Origin of the sequence: Sphingobacterium sp. UBA3549 (genome assembly GCF_002376635.1) — a bacterium.
Classification (GTDB): domain Bacteria; phylum Bacteroidota; class Bacteroidia; order Sphingobacteriales; family Sphingobacteriaceae; genus Sphingobacterium.
Window position 1 is genome coordinate 43,637 of the sequence record NZ_DFOE01000036.1, and the last position, 16,822, is coordinate 60,458.

The 16,822-nt window shown below is 39.4% G+C and carries 12 protein-coding genes; 3 read left to right on the forward strand and 9 right to left on the reverse strand.

The features are described from left to right. The 3 genes from B2W36_RS18680 to B2W36_RS18690 form a co-directional block, all read right to left on the reverse strand. Entirely contained in the window at positions 1 to 1,752 is a 1,752-nt protein-coding gene (locus B2W36_RS18680) for an amidohydrolase (protein ID WP_293889191.1), read from the reverse strand. A gap of 174 nt (positions 1,753 to 1,926) precedes the next feature. After that, complete coding sequence (locus tag B2W36_RS18685) at positions 1,927 to 2,628, reverse strand: HAD family hydrolase (RefSeq protein WP_209579503.1); 702 nt, start codon at positions 2,626 to 2,628, stop codon at positions 1,927 to 1,929. 23 nt (positions 2,629 to 2,651) lie between these two features. Further along, positions 2,652 to 3,140, reverse strand: coding sequence for an NUDIX hydrolase (locus B2W36_RS18690; protein WP_209579501.1), 489 nt, complete (start codon positions 3,138 to 3,140; stop codon positions 2,652 to 2,654). Positions 3,141 to 3,283: 143 nt separating this feature from the next. Here B2W36_RS18690 and B2W36_RS18695 point away from each other — a divergent pair, with 143 nt between their 5' ends. After that, complete coding sequence (locus B2W36_RS18695; protein ID WP_209579500.1) at positions 3,284 to 4,861, forward strand: Na+/H+ antiporter; 1,578 nt, start codon at positions 3,284 to 3,286, stop codon at positions 4,859 to 4,861. 76 nt (positions 4,862 to 4,937) lie between these two features. On the opposite strand, the gene B2W36_RS18700 is transcribed toward B2W36_RS18695, so the two are convergent. Then, entirely contained in the window at positions 4,938 to 5,204 is a 267-nt protein-coding gene (locus B2W36_RS18700) for a hypothetical protein (RefSeq protein WP_209579498.1), read from the reverse strand. 115 nt (positions 5,205 to 5,319) lie between these two features. Between B2W36_RS18700 and B2W36_RS18705 the strand changes: the two genes are divergently transcribed. Beyond that, the gene (locus B2W36_RS18705; RefSeq protein ID WP_209579496.1) at positions 5,320 to 5,979 is read left to right on the forward strand and encodes a FadR/GntR family transcriptional regulator; all 660 of its coding nucleotides are present in this window, start codon (positions 5,320 to 5,322) and stop codon (positions 5,977 to 5,979) included. A 73-nt stretch (positions 5,980 to 6,052) separates the two neighbouring features. After that, on the forward strand, positions 6,053 to 7,276 hold the full coding sequence (locus B2W36_RS18710) for an MFS transporter (RefSeq protein ID WP_293889195.1): 1,224 nt from the start codon (positions 6,053 to 6,055) through the stop codon (positions 7,274 to 7,276). 40 nt (positions 7,277 to 7,316) lie between these two features. Here the strand turns inward: B2W36_RS18710 and B2W36_RS18715 are convergent, their stop codons facing one another. The 5 genes from B2W36_RS18715 to B2W36_RS18735 form a co-directional block, all read right to left on the reverse strand. Next, positions 7,317 to 9,194, reverse strand: a complete 1,878-nt coding sequence (locus B2W36_RS18715; RefSeq protein ID WP_209579492.1) for a RagB/SusD family nutrient uptake outer membrane protein — start codon at positions 9,192 to 9,194, stop codon at positions 7,317 to 7,319. A 27-nt stretch (positions 9,195 to 9,221) separates the two neighbouring features. Continuing rightward, the gene (locus tag B2W36_RS18720) at positions 9,222 to 12,437 is read right to left on the reverse strand and encodes a SusC/RagA family TonB-linked outer membrane protein (protein ID WP_209579491.1); all 3,216 of its coding nucleotides are present in this window, start codon (positions 12,435 to 12,437) and stop codon (positions 9,222 to 9,224) included. A 541-nt stretch (positions 12,438 to 12,978) separates the two neighbouring features. Continuing rightward, positions 12,979 to 13,875 carry a polysaccharide deacetylase family protein gene (locus B2W36_RS18725; protein WP_209579489.1) on the reverse strand — a complete coding sequence of 299 codons (897 nt, stop codon included), beginning with the start codon at positions 13,873 to 13,875 and terminating at the stop codon, positions 12,979 to 12,981. A gap of 254 nt (positions 13,876 to 14,129) precedes the next feature. Continuing rightward, positions 14,130 to 14,882 carry a succinate dehydrogenase/fumarate reductase iron-sulfur subunit gene (locus B2W36_RS18730; RefSeq protein WP_209579487.1) on the reverse strand — a complete coding sequence of 251 codons (753 nt, stop codon included), beginning with the start codon at positions 14,880 to 14,882 and terminating at the stop codon, positions 14,130 to 14,132. A gap of 11 nt (positions 14,883 to 14,893) precedes the next feature. Then, positions 14,894 to 16,810 carry a fumarate reductase/succinate dehydrogenase flavoprotein subunit gene (locus B2W36_RS18735; RefSeq protein WP_209579485.1) on the reverse strand — a complete coding sequence of 639 codons (1,917 nt, stop codon included), beginning with the start codon at positions 16,808 to 16,810 and terminating at the stop codon, positions 14,894 to 14,896. Positions 16,811 to 16,822 lie beyond the last annotated feature (12 nt).

The window sequence follows — 16,822 nt, forward strand, 5'->3', positions numbered from 1 at the left end:
TTAATGAGAATTAAAAGGGTTCTCTAAATCTCGCTTAAAAACTGACTTGCCTTCTTTGATCGTTTCTACAACGATGATATCTCTTAATTTTAGAGGATCTATTGTTAACGGATTCTGATTCAAAATAACAAGGTCGGCTAACTTCCCTACCTTCAGAGACCCTTTACTTTTTTCCTCTTGGTATTGATACGCCGCATTTATCGTAATTGCTTTTAACGCATCCCATACGCTAATACGTTCTCCTGGCCCTAATACCATTCCGCTCCGCGTTATACGGTTGACAGCGGCGTACACCCCAGTCATTAAATCAGGTGGTGTTACAGGACTATCATGATGGATAGTAAAAAGTATTCCAGCAGTTTTTGCTGATTGCGCGGGACTTATAAAAGAGGCACGTTTTGGGCCAAAAACACTTTGATAATGCCAGTCTCCCCACAAATATACATGGGATGAAAAATAAGACGGTATAACGCCAATTTTTTTTATCTTAGCGATATGATCATGTCTGCTGTTTTGCACGTGAATTAACGTCGCTCTGAGTTCGGGCTTGTAAACCCCTTCATTTTTCAGTTTTTCGATCACCCGAATCGCCTGATCAATAGCCGCATCACCATTGACGTGGAGTTGCGCCGTAATATCGTGTGAAAATATTGTTTTCAGATCATTGTATAGAGCTTCGTCCGAAAATATTGGAAAGCCTTTATAATCTGTCGACTGGCCTTGTGGAGGAACGAGATATGGTGCTGTTAACCACGCTGTTTTTCCCTGCGGAGAACCATCGTTTGAAAATTTAAAACCGCCAAATTTCAAACGCTTTTCGTATATCATATAATTAGATTTAAAGGAATTCCAATCTGACTTGTTGGCTTCGAAATCTGGAAAATAGATCACGTCTGCCTTAAGAAGATTTTTTGAAGCGGCTTCTTTTAAGAGTTCAATATTCCCTCCCATCGAACGCCCGTCGCAGATCGTTGTCTGACCATAACTAAGCCACTCGTCTTGCGCTTTAACAAAATCTTTAAGCGATTGAGATAGTTCGTCTTTAGCCTCTCTGGGCTTGGGCAACAAGGCTGTCAGCTTTATTAATGCCGCAAAGGAGGCATTTTCTTCCAACTTACCATTTAAGCGATTATCGGAACTTCGCCCGTAATGCCCTCCCTCTGGATCCTTGACGTTTTCTGTAATATTTAGCAAGGTTAGCATAGCGCTATTAACAACACTCGCATGACCAGAAGAATGGATGACAATAATAGGATGTGTAGTGCTAACCGCATCTAGTTCCTGACGGGTAGGATGACGATGTTCATGCATAATAGCATCGTCATAGCCGTTTCCCAATATTGGCGCAACAGATCCGGGTTTCATCCGATCTATTACCATTTTTAATGTCTTTTGAAGATCCGGCATGGAATTTACGGTTCCATAAGGGCTTGGAGAAAGATCTATTGCTTGTTCCATCCCGGCTCTTGAAGTGATATGCCCATGAGCATCAATAAAACCAGGAAGTAGGGTTTTACCCTTTAAATCAATTCGCTTTGTATTGTCTTTTATGTAGTTATACGCTTCCTTTTGGCTTCCAACAAAAATGATTTTACTTTCCTTTAATACTAGAGCTTCTGCTTCCGGAAAATCCTCTTCCATCGTAACAATATTTCCGCCGAAATATACAACATCTCCTTTTTGCTGATTACTCTTACAGCCTAAAAAAATTAAGAAAAAAAGGAAAATGATTACGTTTCTAATTGTTTCCATGTGACCGGTTAATAATGTTTTCTAATAACAATGAAGTATCTTCATTGTTTTAATGTTATTAAAACGACCAATCTACAAACGGAAATTTAACTATTGAATGGCGATATTAGTTGGGTCCTTCAAGTTAAAAAAAGTGATTTTACAACAAACGCTTAACGAGATCTATATCTTTAACTAAAGCAAGATTGGTAGCAATTGATCTAAACTGTCTATCTGTAGAAAACTACTCGGCTTTATTTCATCGCTTGCTTGTTCATGGGACCACGTTACGTGATACGGAATATGTATTGCCTGTCCGCCAATTTCCAAAACGGGTAGAATATCGGAATTTATTGAATTTCCTATCATCATGAAATTCTCGGCCGGACATTCAATTTTGCTTAATAATTTCGTATAATCCTCACTTTTTTTGTTACTCATAATCTCAACATGATGAAAATATTTTTGAAGAGGCGAATTCTTCAACTTTCTTTCCTGATCCAACAGATCGCCCTTTGTCGCTACAATCAATTTGTAATGTGCACTAAGTTGTACCAACGTATCCTCTATGCCATCCAATAATTCAATCGGCATTTTTAATAAACACTGTCCAATTTCTATAATTTTGTTTACTATGCTCAAAGGCAGTTGGCCAGCAGAAATACGGCTGGCAGTTTCTATCATACAAAGAATAAAACCTTTTACGCCATATCCGTAAAGCGACAGGTTGTTCATTTCCGTCTTAAATAGTTCCTGCGAAATTGCATGCTGCGGAAGATAGTTCTCTAACAGTGCGCAGAAATCATGTTCTGCTTTTTGAAAATAGGGTTCATTTACCCATAATGTATCATCAGCATCAAAGGCAATGATTTTAATCGCGTCTTTATTAACAGTCATTTTTCTTATTCAATTAAAACATTCTAAATAAGCTTAGTATTGCTATACTGCTCCCATAGTCCCGTCAAGTTTACGGCTGAGTCATAGGTAGCATTAAGAGCGAAATGCTTTTTCTTTGCCACATAATCATAGATATAGAGATCGGTTATTGGCGTCGGAATAGCGGATAAATCCGCTGCTGAAACCCATTCTAAATCTCCTTCATTACAATACGGTACATCGACAAATTCGATGTCTGATACATATACGTAACTGATCCAATTGTAATTAACTGGAGAAGTTTCTGTCAAAATACCACGAAACTGTTTTGAAGTTATATGGATACCTGTTTCTTCGATTACCTCTCGCTCAACAGCCGCATCAGGATTTTCAAAGGGGTCTATTTTTCCACCAACAGGAACGTACATATCCTTGTTGGGTTCTTTTAAGCGTCTTAATAATAGGAATTTATCTTTATTTCTCAAGATACATAGTGTTGCGACTCGTTTCAAACCGATCACTTCGTTCTCCATCTTTTTTCTGTTTCTAACAAAAATAGGAAAAGATGCGACAGTCTTCAAGAAATATTTCTTCCAATTTTCAATAAGCAGATCAGCCCTCTTTTTTGAAAGAATTTTGGAAATTTGATTTATATTTATATACCTAAAGTTTATATATGTTAGAAAATTTTGAATTCTATCTATTTGTGCTCCTATTGATCACGATGCTGATCTTACTGGCGAGAAAAATTCAGGTTGCCTACCCCGTTTTACTTGTATTAGCCGGACTTGTAATTAGTTTTATACCAGGAGTTCCTACTATAAAAATAGAGCCCGAATTAATATTTATTATTTTTTTACCTCCACTTTTGTACGAGGCTGCTTGGTCAACGTCATGGAAAGAACTGTGGCGATGGCGTAGGATTATATTTAGCTTTGCCTTCGTTGTGGTCTTTTTTACAGCCTTATCGGTTGCCGTATTTGCTAACTATTTTATCCCAGGATTCTCCTTAGCACTTGGATTTTTATTGGGAGGAATAGTTTCACCGCCTGACGCGGTTAGTGCTGGTGCAATTTTAAAATTCGTAAAAGTACCCAAAAGATTGGCTTCCATTCTGGAAGGTGAAAGTTTATTGAACGATGCTTCCTCATTAATAATCTTCAGATTCGCAATGATCGCCGCAGCTACAGGACAATTTGTATTGTACCAAGCTGCCGGAAGCTTTATTTGGATGTGCGTTGGCGGTGTAGCAATAGGGCTTGCAATCGCATATGTTTTCCTTAAAATGCACAAACTTTTGCCCACCGATTCAAATACAGACTTATTGCTAACTTTCATAGCGCCTTTCTCCATGTATTTGATCGCAGAACAACTTCACGCTTCCGGCGTTTTGGCAGTGGTAAGTGGCGGATTATTTTTATCCTATCGCAGCCACGACTTTTTGAGTAGCGCATCCCGAATCCGCACTGTAACAGTATGGGAAAGCTTCTGCTTTTTATTGAATGGTATTGTCTTTATGCTTATCGGATTAGATTTACCTGAAATTGTTTCGGGATTGGGAGACACCAATATTTCTACCGCGATTGGCTACGGTGTAGCCGTAACAATAGTCCTTATTCTCGTCAGAATTTTCGCTGGATATGCTGCGGTAATCACCACTTTAGTAATGAAACATTTCATAACAGTCGCCGATGCCCAATCACCAGGTTGGCAAACTCCAATGATTATTGGTTGGACCGGAATGCGTGGTGTAGTTTCTCTGGCGGCAGCTCTGTCTATTCCCTTAACACTGGCGGATGGTACCCCTTTTCCACAAAGAAACCTTATTCTTTTTATCACATTTGTCGTCATTCTTTTAACCTTAGTCGTTCAAGGATTAACACTTCCTTTTATATTAAGAACAATCAAATTAGTAGATAGAGATTTTGTCCGAAGCGAGAAGGAAATCGATTATGAAATTCAGAATAGGCTAGCTCAAGTTGCTGTCGATAAAATTCGAAATGACTACGCCGACAAAATTGAAAATTTTCCGACCTTAAAGGATCAGTTGGATAAGTATGAAAATCAATTGCGGAGCTCTGAAATTATCATTAATTATGCAGAATATCGCAAAATATATATTGACATTCTTGAAACGCAACGCATGTGGCTTATCAATAAAAATCGTGAGGAGCTTTTACTAGACGAAGAAATTATTAAGAAGCACCTTCGTTTATTGGATCTTCAGGAAGAAAGATTAAATATGAAGAGCTAGGTCTTGTACAATCAGATCACCTAATTTTCATGATCGGCAATAAAAATATTGACCGATCATGAATAAAAAAAGCTGATTAATCTTCATCCAGGTAAATACCATGAACGACAAATTTAATATCCTTGTTGAAAACAATCATATCTTCAACATCTTCAGAATCTATAGGGTAAAGGGTGTCAAGCCCTCCCCCATCCAACAGTTCCGAATCTGGTATAAGTTCAAAAAAGGTGACTCCATTAACAACAGATAGTTCCTCCACTTTGATATAAGAAACATTTTGGCTTCTCCAAAGTGCCAAAATATCAGTAGAAAATAACTGATAATTACTAGCTTGATTTGACATGGATGCAAATTAAGAAAAAAGTGGCGCAATTCACCTGTCCCAAAAATTTTTCCACTTCTGAACTAATTGTAAAACAAATTCTACTAACTTTGCAATCATCAGATGATGTGATTATATGAAGAATGATGCTATTATAAGGAAATCGCTAGCAGAGGAAGTTGCTACTGCAATTGAAGAAAAAATCAAAATGGGCACTTTTCCGGTAGAGTCAAAACTTCCCACGGAACCTGAATTAATGAAGCAATTTGCTGTGGGTAGATCAACAATTCGCGAAGCTGTTAAATACTTGTGCCAGTCTGGCTATCTAACTGTACAACAGGGGTTGGGAACATTTGTGAAGAGTTCAATAGGACATCACGCCTTGGATGCCAAAATTGAAAAAGGAAATTTTGATGATATCTTCGAAGTTAGGCAAGTATTGGAGATTAGAATTATTGAAAAATCTGCAGTGAATAGGACAACTAAGGGGCTGAAAGATATGGCTTCGGCGCTAAAGAATAGACTAAAATATGCAGAGTTGAATAATCTGATAGCCTGTGTCGAAGCTGATATAGCTTTTCATAGTGCAATTGCAGAATCTTGCGGAAATGGCATTTTAACAGCACTATATACAACATTATCGGTGCATGTCAATAAGTTCTTTATGTCCATATATAAAGACACCACTCCCTTCCTATCATCTCAAAAACAACATGAAGAGTTAATGTTGGCGATTAAAGATAGGGATGTCAAACGGGCGGTCGACATCGCTAATCGAATTATAAAACAACTATAATTACTTAATAATAATTTTCAAAATCAAATTTAACAATCCGCTATCAATTTAGCAACAAACATCTGATGACCTGATGAAAAGTCCTCTAAAAATTAAAACCTTAAATCAACGTGGTTCTTGGAATAGTTCCGGCACCGTGTACCCAATCTTATTTGCCATCAGTGCATCACATCTGCTCAACGATTTAATTCAATCTGTCATTCCCGCGGTATATCCGATGCTAAAATCGAATTATGCGCTTACTTTTACACAAATTGGTATTATAACATTGGTATTTCAACTGACGGCTTCTATCTTGCAGCCATTTGTTGGCTTGTATACCGATAAAAATCCCACACCTAGATCCTTAGCCATTGGCATGTTATTCTCATTGATGGGGTTAATTTGTATTTCTTTTGCTTCAAACTTCCTGTATATTCTATTGTCTGTAAGTCTCATTGGCATGGGATCTTCTATATTCCATCCTGAAGCTTCACGTGTAGCACATTTAGCTTCAGGTGGAAAAAAAGGTCTTGCACAATCCATTTTTCAAGTTGGTGGAAACGCAGGTGGTGCCATTGGGCCCCTCCTTGTAGCACTCATTGTAATTCCTTTTGGTCAAAATTACATTGGCTTATTCGGCGTATTGGCAATCGTTGCAGTCGTGATATTGACCTACGTTGGGAAGTGGTATCAAATTCATCTCAAACCTAAAACAGAGGTTATACCGGCAAATCAGCCAACATCGAAACTACCAAAATCAAAGATAATTTTTGCCTTGGGGATTCTATTGGTGCTGATTTTTTCCAAATATTTTTACATGGCCTCGATGACCAGCTACTTCACTTTCTATCTGATCAATAAGTTTCATGTTTCAGTTCAGGAATCTCAAATTTACCTCTTTGTATTTCTCGCCTCGGTTGCTGCGGGAACAATATTAGGCGGACCATTAGGAGATCGTTACGGTCGAAAGCTCATTATCTGGGTTTCGATTCTCGGTGCCGCACCGTTTACGCTACTTTTACCACATGCAGGTCTTGAAGCGACAATTATCCTTTCAATATCAATTGGCCTTATAATCTCCTCTGCTTTTTCAGCAATCCTAGTTTATGCAACAGAGCTCATGCCGGGGAAAGTGGGCATGATCGCTGGCTTATTTTTCGGTTTTGCATTTGGAATGGGGGGAATTGGTTCTGCTCTATTGGGGTGGTTAGCAGACCGTACCTCCATTGAGCACGTATTTAGCATTTGCGCCTACCTCCCATTGATTGGTATTGTGACCGGATTATTACCCAAAATGAATCATCCTAAGAAATAACGTTAAAAAGGCCTCCATTTATAATGAAGGCCTTTCTGAATTAATATCCGGGATTTTGAATTAATTTCGTATTTCTATTAATCTCGTCCCGATGCAAAGATGTAAAATACATCTTGTCATCCCAGTTTCGGTTTTCAATTCCTGGATCAATATCCGATACAACATATTTATAGGTGTAACTGCTTGGATCGTATTTGTATTGTGTCACACTTTTGCCTGCCTTAAGAGTTCCAGTAATATTGATAATATTTGCCTTCCGGCCGATTGTTTCTGCAGCTATCATCCAACGTCTTGCGTCAAAGAAGCGATGCTCCTCATAAGCTAACTCTACACGACGTTCGTTTCGATAGCGTGCTTTTAACGCCGCTCCACTCTCACTACTAGGTATTGCAGGCATTCCAGCTCTAAACCGAACTTTATTCATCCATATTTTAGCCTCGCCTTCCTCACCTAACTCCAGACATGCCTCGACGTAGTTTAATACCGCTTCCGTATAACGAAACATCGGCCATGGAATACGTTGTCTTGTATTTTGGTCTTCCATTGTAGGATCTGGATCAGTAAATTTACGGATATAATAGCCCGTTCGGGAGCCATTCCAATCTTCAATAGGGCTCTTTCTTGTGTCGAGACCAAAATGTGTGGTTTTTTGACCTTGTGCATTAACAACCTCATATTGCCCTGTCTGAATCTGGTTTACCTTATCCCGGGCGGCAACATCAGCTGTTCGAGGTTTCCAGTCTGCACCATCATACAATAGAGTTGCCTTCAAACGCGGATCACGATTTTGATAAGGATTAGCTGCCATAGTTGGATTTGACCAATCGAACTTTTCACCGGCAATCGTCTCGTAATCATCTACCAACAATTGTATTGGCGTATTTCCAGCCCAATTGTGGTAGCCATTCGGTCCATTGTCGCGACCTACCCAACCACCGCGTTCATCTTTTTCATCGATAAAAAATCGCCCCAAAATAATGTCTTTAGCCGCCGTAAAGTCAACTGTTTTACTCCCCCCTCCTAAGGAAAGAGCCATGTAATTAATCGCTCCATCAGCAGCCGAAACAGGCTGATTTAAATCAAGTTTATAGGCAAATTCGCTATGATCAATGACAGCCTTGGCAGCGGCCTTTGCTTTTGTCCAACGATCTGTTTGATTACCTGTGGTATACATTAGGTATTCTGGGTTTTTATATCCTGCTAATAATGTAGATTTTGATTTTGCTTTATTTGCATCGTGAAGGTCACTAGCGGCATACAACAAAACTCTTGATTTTAATGCCAGTACAGCAGCTTCGCTCGCCCGTCCTTTTACTTGAGATGCCCCTTTCAAAAGCTGAGCCGCGTTGTCAAGATCTTTAACTATGGCATCGACACATTCCTCATAGGTATTTCTAGGAACCATGTAATCTTTATCGTTCAGCGTATAGATCTTATTATCGATCGGTATTCCGCCATAGTAACGTAACAACTGCTGATAATAATAAGCACGTAAGAAATAGGCCTCCCCTAAAAGTTTATCTGCCTTTGTTTTATCAAATTTGGCTTCTGTTAAATTAGAAATCGCAATATTAGTCGCCCGGATGCGTGTATACATGCGCCCATATTCATAAGTTTCCATAATATAGCCCTGATCGGCAGGATTCGAGCGCGATTCAGTAACTGTATTTATTCCCCGGTTTGGATGGGTGAATAGTGCTTCATCTGTCATCGAAGCCATTTGCTGTTCATAAAATCCACCTACTCCAAATCCATTATAAATTTCAGTCACAAAAGCTTCTGATAAGCCCGCGTCTGACCACACCACCTCCTGTGGCACTTCACTAAGTGGCTTTGTACTTACAAAATCATCATTACAAGCGTGTAATGTTGCAGATAATACAAGTAGCATGAGTGATATATTTGTAATCTTTTTCATCTTCTTTTTCTTTTAAATTCGGGTTGATTAAAACGATAACAACGCGCCCAGATTGATTAATCTTGCTTGCGGATAATATTGTCCTAATGCATTCACAGCTTCCGGATCATACATTTTGATTTTACTCCAAGTAATGAGGTTCATTCCATTCGCAAATAAACGCAATGAGCCTATACCAATTTTATTGCATATACTAGAGGATAGATTATATCCTAATTCTACATTCTTAAGTCGGAGGTAATCTGTACTTCGCATCCAATACGTGTTATTATAGGAATAATATTGATTACCGCGGTCTGTTAAACGTGGATATACACTGCTCGGGTTACTGATACTCCAGCGGTTTTCGTAGAATTCCTCCACAAAATTTCCAATAGATCCAGACTCATCTGTACCGACACGGATCTCTCCGCCTGTAGCCCCCTGAAATAATACCGATAAGTCAAAATCTTTATAGGTAAGGCTAAAATTGAAACCGCCTTGAAATGTTGGATCACTATTTTTATCGCGTCTAACTTTATCATCGGGTGTGATTTTTCCGTCACCGTTGTAATCTTTGTACTTCATGTCACCAGGACGTAGAGTCTTTGTTATGGCGCTATAATCTAACTGATTGTTTGCAATATCATTTAAATCTTTGAATACGCCATCATAGATATAATAGATATCAGTTTTTATTGGCTTTCCTGTACTCTGCTGCCATGCTGGCGCTCCTGGTGCCTCATCCCAGAAGATAATTTTATTCTTCGCATACCCACCGTTAACGCCTACAGTATAACCAAGTTCCCCGACTTTACCATGATAACCGAGATTAAACTCCCATCCTTTATTATCGACCTTACCGATATTCTCGGCTGGGAGCGTCATTCCTGTACTCTGCGGTATGGACGCATTTTTGCGCCATAAAATTGAATTACGCCGGTTTTTGAAGATGTCAAATTCCAAGTTCAACTTGCCCTGAAGAAACTGAAAATCAAATCCGAGATTGTAATTATTGGCTACTTCCCAAGTAATCATTTCATTTGGTACACGACTTTCGTAAAGAGACTTGGCTAACTTGTCATTTACGATATACGTTCCAAAAGAATACGTGGAAAAATATTGATATTCTTGTAATTTATCATCATAATAGATGTTATCATTTCCCATCTGGCCGTACGAAGCACGGATTTTAAAATAATTAATTACAGGTACATTTTCCTTCCAGAAATTTTCTTCTGACACGACCCATCCAGCCATTGCCCCAGGGAAGAACCCGAATCGCTCCTTTTCAGGAAACATGTAAGAACCGTCGTAACGCCACAAGAGTTCGGCGATATATTTACTTTTATAGTTATAACCAAACCGACCAAAATAATTTAGACGAGCGCGCTTCCATGCCGCACCGTCGTTATTTTTTTCCTGTTCCCCGCCGGCGAAAAGATAATCAATCGCATTGGAAAGAAAGTAGCGGCGATAAGCACTGAATTTATCGTTATCAATTGTTTCTCTATTGATACCCGCAATGGCATTCACTTGATGGTTTCCAAATTTCCGGTCAAAGCTCAAAATACCACCAAGCAAGATGTTTAATTGATCTTCATTGCTTTGATTCAGATTCGGATCCGCAGGACCACGTCGCCCAGGGACCAGTTGTGGTGTTTCCCCATCAGCTTCATATGCACCCTGCCACGAATATAATGTCCAAGGTATCACCCACGTTTTTTGGTTTTTCACATATTTGTCTACAGATGCATTCAGTGTTAGCTTCAGACCATCAACCCATGGATTAGTTATTTCAACCTGTCCATTCGTTTGGAAATAATAGCGTTTGTCCCTATCATATCCTGTGGCATTAGTAGTGATAACAACGGGGTTTTCACCGTTTTCTATATCTGGCCCTGGCATACCGTTTGGCCAAATTGCAGGTTGAGTGGGATTTCCGCGCATGAGCATTCTGAAGATTGTACCAGCAGTTTTTGTTGGAAAATTGCGATTTTCCTGTCTCCCTAATACGCCGAATTGCGTTTTTATATATTGACTTATATTAGCATCGAGATTAATTCGCAAATCATATTGTTTATAGCCTGTGGCGGAGTTCTTGTAGTATGCATCCTGATTTTGATAGCCCAGGGACATCAAATATTTGACATCCTCAGTACCTCCATTGATCTGAAGATTGTGGCGTTGTTGCGGCGACCAATCTTTTAGGGTAGACTTATACCAATCTGTATTTGGATGGCCCCAAGGATCAGACCCGTCGCGGTATTTTTGGATATCCTCGGGTTTAAAAGGTGCATCTAATACTCCACCATCTTTTTTAATATAACTCCCTTTATCCGTTATTGCGCTATATGCTGCAGACCATTCGTCGACCGATAGGTTATAGATCTCAAGTTCATTTCTAATTTCAGCAAATTGAGCAGCAGTGGTCAATTTGGGGATTACTGTAGGTTGGGAATATCCCTGATTAAAAGTGTAGGAAAATTGTGGCTTGCCTGTTTTTCCTCTTTTCGTAGTGACAAGAATAACGCCGTTAGCTGCACGGGCGCCATAAATTGCTGCGGAAGCATCTTTAAGTACCGATATATTTTCAATATCACGGGGATTAAGCCGCTCGATTCCGCCTTCACGCGCCGGAACACCGTCAATTACCACCAAAGGACTGCTATTCCCTAACGTATTTGTCCCGCGGATCTTGATGTTAGATCCATCATAACCGGGCTCAGCACTCCCATTGGTCGCTGTGACACCAGGTACCCGGCCTGTTAACGCATTTGAGATGTTTAATGCGGGTGATTTGGCAAGATCACTCCCTTTAACTGTCGCGACAGACCCAGTCACAGTCTCCTTTTTTTGCTTTCCGTAACCTACCACGATAACCTCTTCCAAACTAGATTGTGAATTGAGTAGAATGACGTCAACAATACGTCTTCCCTTTATAGCTTCATCCATAGATAGCTTACCAACCATTCGAAAATTGAGCGTACCAGTACTTGGCACTTTATCCAATGTGTATTTACCTTCGTTGTCGGTTTTAGTCGCTAAGTTACTTCCACTTACCGAAATGGTCACTCCTGGAATAGGCATTCCAGCTTCATCGGTCACTTTACCGGTAACACTTAACTCTTGTTGAAAGAAAATTCCATAGCTTGCAAACGTTGCAGCGTCGACGAATTGGGGACTCAATGTGACTAAAGAACACAACGAACCAGTCCAAAACGCTCTCTTCCATTGATTTGAGAAATAATGGCAGTTGATCATAAAAACTGTTTAATGTTTAAATTCTATTTATAATAGTTATTTTTTTTGCTGTGATAAGATTTATCGGTTTAGCATCTTACGACAGCGGTTTATAATTGAATATTCATTTTGAATTTACAAAAATTATGATAAAATACAAGTGTTATTTTTACACTATTTAACATATTTTACACAAACGTTTGTAAATAAGCTATTTGAAATTTCATAAGTAAGCCACCTTTTCGCACAGATCGTAAAATGACTTTAAAAGTTTTTTTAAGGTTGTTTTGACCGCCCTATAACATAGAACTTTACAAGCGATTGCATGAATAAAAACATCTTTACAATATCGAAATTATATTAGTGCAGATAAAATGAAAAGACAGCTTTTCATGCCTTCTAATTACATCTATAATTAATTTAATAAAAATAGCCAAAATTGCTGGATACCGCAGTAATTAAACAGCACTTATTAAGAGATAAGAAAAAAAACTCCAGGAGAGCAAATAGAAAGGTAGGCAATTTAAAACACGCTGTAATCCTTTGATGCCAGCGTGCTTAATTAATACTTAATGGGATAATCTTGCATAAATTCAAATTGGTAGCCTTCGCTTTTGAGTGCATCAATTAACAAAGACAATTCCTGCTGTCCCTTTTTCGTTTGGAACATATCATCATGCATCAAGAAAACGACATTGTTCGGTACCATTGAACTCTTGTTGTTCATATAATTCCTAATGTGACTTAAGGTCGATTCTTGACTCTGAATGGGTGCTCCAGTGACACTATTGAGTCTCCACTCCACATCCCAACCATAAATCGTATATCCATTTTTATGAAGCAAATCCGCCGTACTGGCCCCGTTCTTGAGGTCGATCTTTCGAACATTTTCATAGATCCAGATATTCCTTCCTGGAAGTCGAACGATTTTATGCTTCAAGTTGAGATCTGTTTCATTTTTTTCAAAATCAGCAAAAGCCTTTTGAGGGTTATTATAAAATCTAGAATATTGATTATTTGCGTGTGTATAACTATGATTGTAACACGCTACAAGAGGATTTGATTCATATCGCGCAAGATCACGTTTCCTACCTTTACTCATATTGGCGTGCTTACCAATAAGGAATACGCTAACTTTGATATTTTTCTCCTTCGCAATGGAGTCAATAAAAGCACTACCAATTAATGGACCGTCATCAAAAGTTAAATAAATATGTTTAGGGTGTCTATCAAAAGCTTTACGCAAGGAATCTTTAAGTTCACGCTTTTGCTGTCTTACGGAAATAGGATGCAGACTGTCAACCGTAAAATGAATCTGATTTTTTTGAAGAGAATCCCATCTGTCCAACAAATGCGGTATCTTTTCCTCAACCTTTAATTGCTCTGTAATTGTATCTTTCAGATCCCCCTTTCCTAAAACCTTATTTGAAAAATCTTTACATGACGTCATACTTAACATCACGCTACATGTGAAAATTAAGGCAAACAACCTGCTACACTTCATATCAATCGCTATAACTTTAATGACTTTCTTTTTCCAAAATTAGTATAAAAAACCCTTCTTTCGTCCATAAAATATTTTAAATTCTTTTTCTCTATGTCGATAATACAATGCAATAAACTATGCATCTTTTTTTTATGAAGTAAATTGTATACTTAAAGTCCGATTGAAGAAACAATCGTGCCAGTTTTATAGAATACCATTCATGAAGATCATTGCCGCTTCTTAAAAATCAAAGCTTTGTTATATTCAAAATTCATACGTGCAATATTCAATACGGATATACCTTGAGGACACTCTACCTCACAGGCTTCCGTATTTGAGCAGTGACCGAAAGACTCCATATCCATTTGACTTACCATATTTAAAACCCGCAAGCTACGCTCTTCTTTACCCTGTGGAAGTAAAGCCATATGCGTAATCTTCGCAGCAGTAAAAAGAGCAGCACTACCATTTTTACAGGTCGCTACACAAGCACCACAACCTATACAGGCAGCAGAGTCAAATGCAGATTCCGCTAATTCGTGAGCAATAGGAATAACGGTCGCATCTGGAGCTTGCCCAGTATTAATGGATACAAATCCGCCCGAAGAAATAATTCGGTCAAATGCTGATCGATCCACTTTTAGATCTTTTTTTACCTGAAATGCAGCCGAACGGAAGGGTTCTATAGTTATCGTATCGTTATCGTTAAATGAACGTAAATGTAGCTGGCAGGTGGTGGTATGTTTAAGTGGTCCATGAGCAATTCCATTGATCATCAATCCACACTGACCACAGATGCCCTCGCGACAGTCATGATCGAACTCTATAGGGTCATCGCCTTGCGTAATGAGCTGCTCATTTAAGGTATCCATCATCTCCAAAAATGACATATGGGGATTAAGGTCATTTAAAGTGTAGGTCACTAACTTTCCTGTGGCATTGCGATCCTTCTGGCGCCATATTTTAAGATATAAATCCATAATTGTTCGTTTTATTTGTAGCTTCTTACTGTCGGCTCTATTTCTTCAAAAGTCAAGGGCTCTTTGACTAATTCAGGTTGTTCACTTTCTCCCTTCCAAGACCATGCTGAAATAAATTGGTAATCCGCGTCATTGCGTAATGCTTCACCATCTGCTGTTTGGTATTCTTCCCTAAAATGTGCCCCACAGGATTCGTTCCTTGTCAACGCATCATAACACATCAGTTCGCCGATTTCAAAATAATCCGCTACTCGTCCAGCTTTCTCCAATTCAGTATTTAATGTACTAGCCACACCGCTAACAATGACCTCATTATAAAATTCCTGTTTGAGCTTTTGAATCTCCCCAATTGCATAGCGAAGGCCCTTTTCATTTCGTGACAGCCCACAGTAATCATAAAGTATTTTACCAAGTGTTTTATGAAAATAATCAACAGTTTTCCTACCTTTGATTTTCAAAAATCTATCAATTTGCTTCCTAACCTGTTCCTCTGCACGTACAAATTCAATATGATCTGTAGAAATTTTACCCGTATGGATATCGTTTGCCAGATAATTTGCAATCGTATAGGGTGCAATGAAATAGCCGTCCACAGAAGCTTGAAGTAAAGAATTAGCGCCAAGTCTATTGGCGCCATGGTCTGCAAAATTAGCTTCACCTAAGGCAAATAACCCTGTTAGACTTGTCATCAGTTCATAATCCACCCACAATCCACCCATGGAAAAATGTGCGGAAGGTGAAATCATCATCGGTTCTTTATAAGCATCATATCCGGTTATCTTTTCATACATATCAAATAGGTTACCATACTTCTCTTGTATTTTCTGTTTTCCTTGTTCTCGAATAGCTTTCGCAAAATCAAGATAAACGGCATTTTTAAGCGGACCAATGCCAAAGCCGGCATCGATGCGTTCCTTCGCTGCCCGCGATGAAATATCCCTTGGCGCGAGATTGCCAAATGCGGGATAGCGCCGTTCCAAATAGTAATCCCTTTCTTCTTCGGGGATAGCGTTCGCGTCCCGTGTCTCACCCCTATGTAGTGGAACCCAAATCCTTCCATCGTTACGCAAAGACTCAGACATTAATGTCAATTTAGATTGATAATCGCCAGACTGTGGCAACGATGTGGGATGAATCTGAATCCAGCTCGGCGAGGCCATTAACGCTCCTTTTTTATGCGCTCGCCAGATTGCAGAGCCGTTACAGCCCATTGCCAAGGTAGATAGATAATAAATCTTCCCGTAGCCTCCAGTGGCCAATATAACGGTGTGTGCAGCATGTCGTTGTATTTCTCCGGTGTCGAGATTTCTAACAATAATACCCCGGGCCTTCCCATCAATAACAACAATATCGAGCATTTCGTGCCTAGAGAAAAGCTGTACGGCACCTTTACCCACTTGACGCATAAGCGCCTGATAAGCGCCCAAAAGAAGTTGTTGCCCAGTTTGACCTCTTGCATAGAATGTACGGCTTACCTGAACACCTCCAAAAGATCGATTATTCAGATAACCTCCGTATTCACGGCCAAAGGGAACGCCCTGGGCTACCGCCTGGTCTATCAAATTGAGCGAACACTCGGCCATACGATAAACGTTGGCCTCACGGGCCCGAAAATCTCCCCCTTTGAGCGTATCAACAAACATGCGATAGACACTGTCCCCATCATTTTTGTAATTCTTCGCCGCATTTACGCCACCTTGAGCAGCCACTGAATGCGCCCTTCTTGGACTATCCTGAAAGCAAAAAGATTTTACTTGATAGCCCATTTCGCCAAGCGAAGCAGCTATCGAACTGCCCGCAAGCCCAGTACCCACAACGATAACATCCAGCTTTTTACGATTCGCAGGATTAACAAGCTTGGCAGTTTTTTTATAGAGCGTCCATTTCTGATCCAATGGTCCACCCGGAATTTTTGAATTTAATGCCATGAATTCCCTTCC

Coding starts and splice junctions, on each gene's coding strand:
- B2W36_RS18700 (WP_209579498.1), bottom strand. CDS start 5,204: ATGTCAAATCAAGCTAGTAATTATCAGTTATTTTCTACTGATATTTTG.
- B2W36_RS18705 (WP_209579496.1), top strand. CDS start 5,320: ATGAAGAATGATGCTATTATAAGGAAATCGCTAGCAGAGGAAGTTGCT.
- B2W36_RS18690 (WP_209579501.1), bottom strand. CDS start 3,140: ATGGAGAACGAAGTGATCGGTTTGAAACGAGTCGCAACACTATGTATC.
- B2W36_RS18730 (WP_209579487.1), bottom strand. CDS start 14,882: ATGGATTTATATCTTAAAATATGGCGCCAGAAGGATCGCAATGCCACA.
- B2W36_RS18715 (WP_209579492.1), bottom strand. CDS start 9,194: ATGAAAAAGATTACAAATATATCACTCATGCTACTTGTATTATCTGCA.
- B2W36_RS18680 (WP_293889191.1), bottom strand. CDS start 1,752: ATGGAAACAATTAGAAACGTAATCATTTTCCTTTTTTTCTTAATTTTT.
- B2W36_RS18735 (WP_209579485.1), bottom strand. CDS start 16,810: ATGGCATTAAATTCAAAAATTCCGGGTGGACCATTGGATCAGAAATGG.
- B2W36_RS18710 (WP_293889195.1), top strand. CDS start 6,053: ATGAAAAGTCCTCTAAAAATTAAAACCTTAAATCAACGTGGTTCTTGG.
- B2W36_RS18720 (WP_209579491.1), bottom strand. CDS start 12,437: ATGATCAACTGCCATTATTTCTCAAATCAATGGAAGAGAGCGTTTTGG.
- B2W36_RS18725 (WP_209579489.1), bottom strand. CDS start 13,875: ATGTTAAGTATGACGTCATGTAAAGATTTTTCAAATAAGGTTTTAGGA.
- B2W36_RS18695 (WP_209579500.1), top strand. CDS start 3,284: ATGTTAGAAAATTTTGAATTCTATCTATTTGTGCTCCTATTGATCACG.
- B2W36_RS18685 (WP_209579503.1), bottom strand. CDS start 2,628: ATGACTGTTAATAAAGACGCGATTAAAATCATTGCCTTTGATGCTGAT.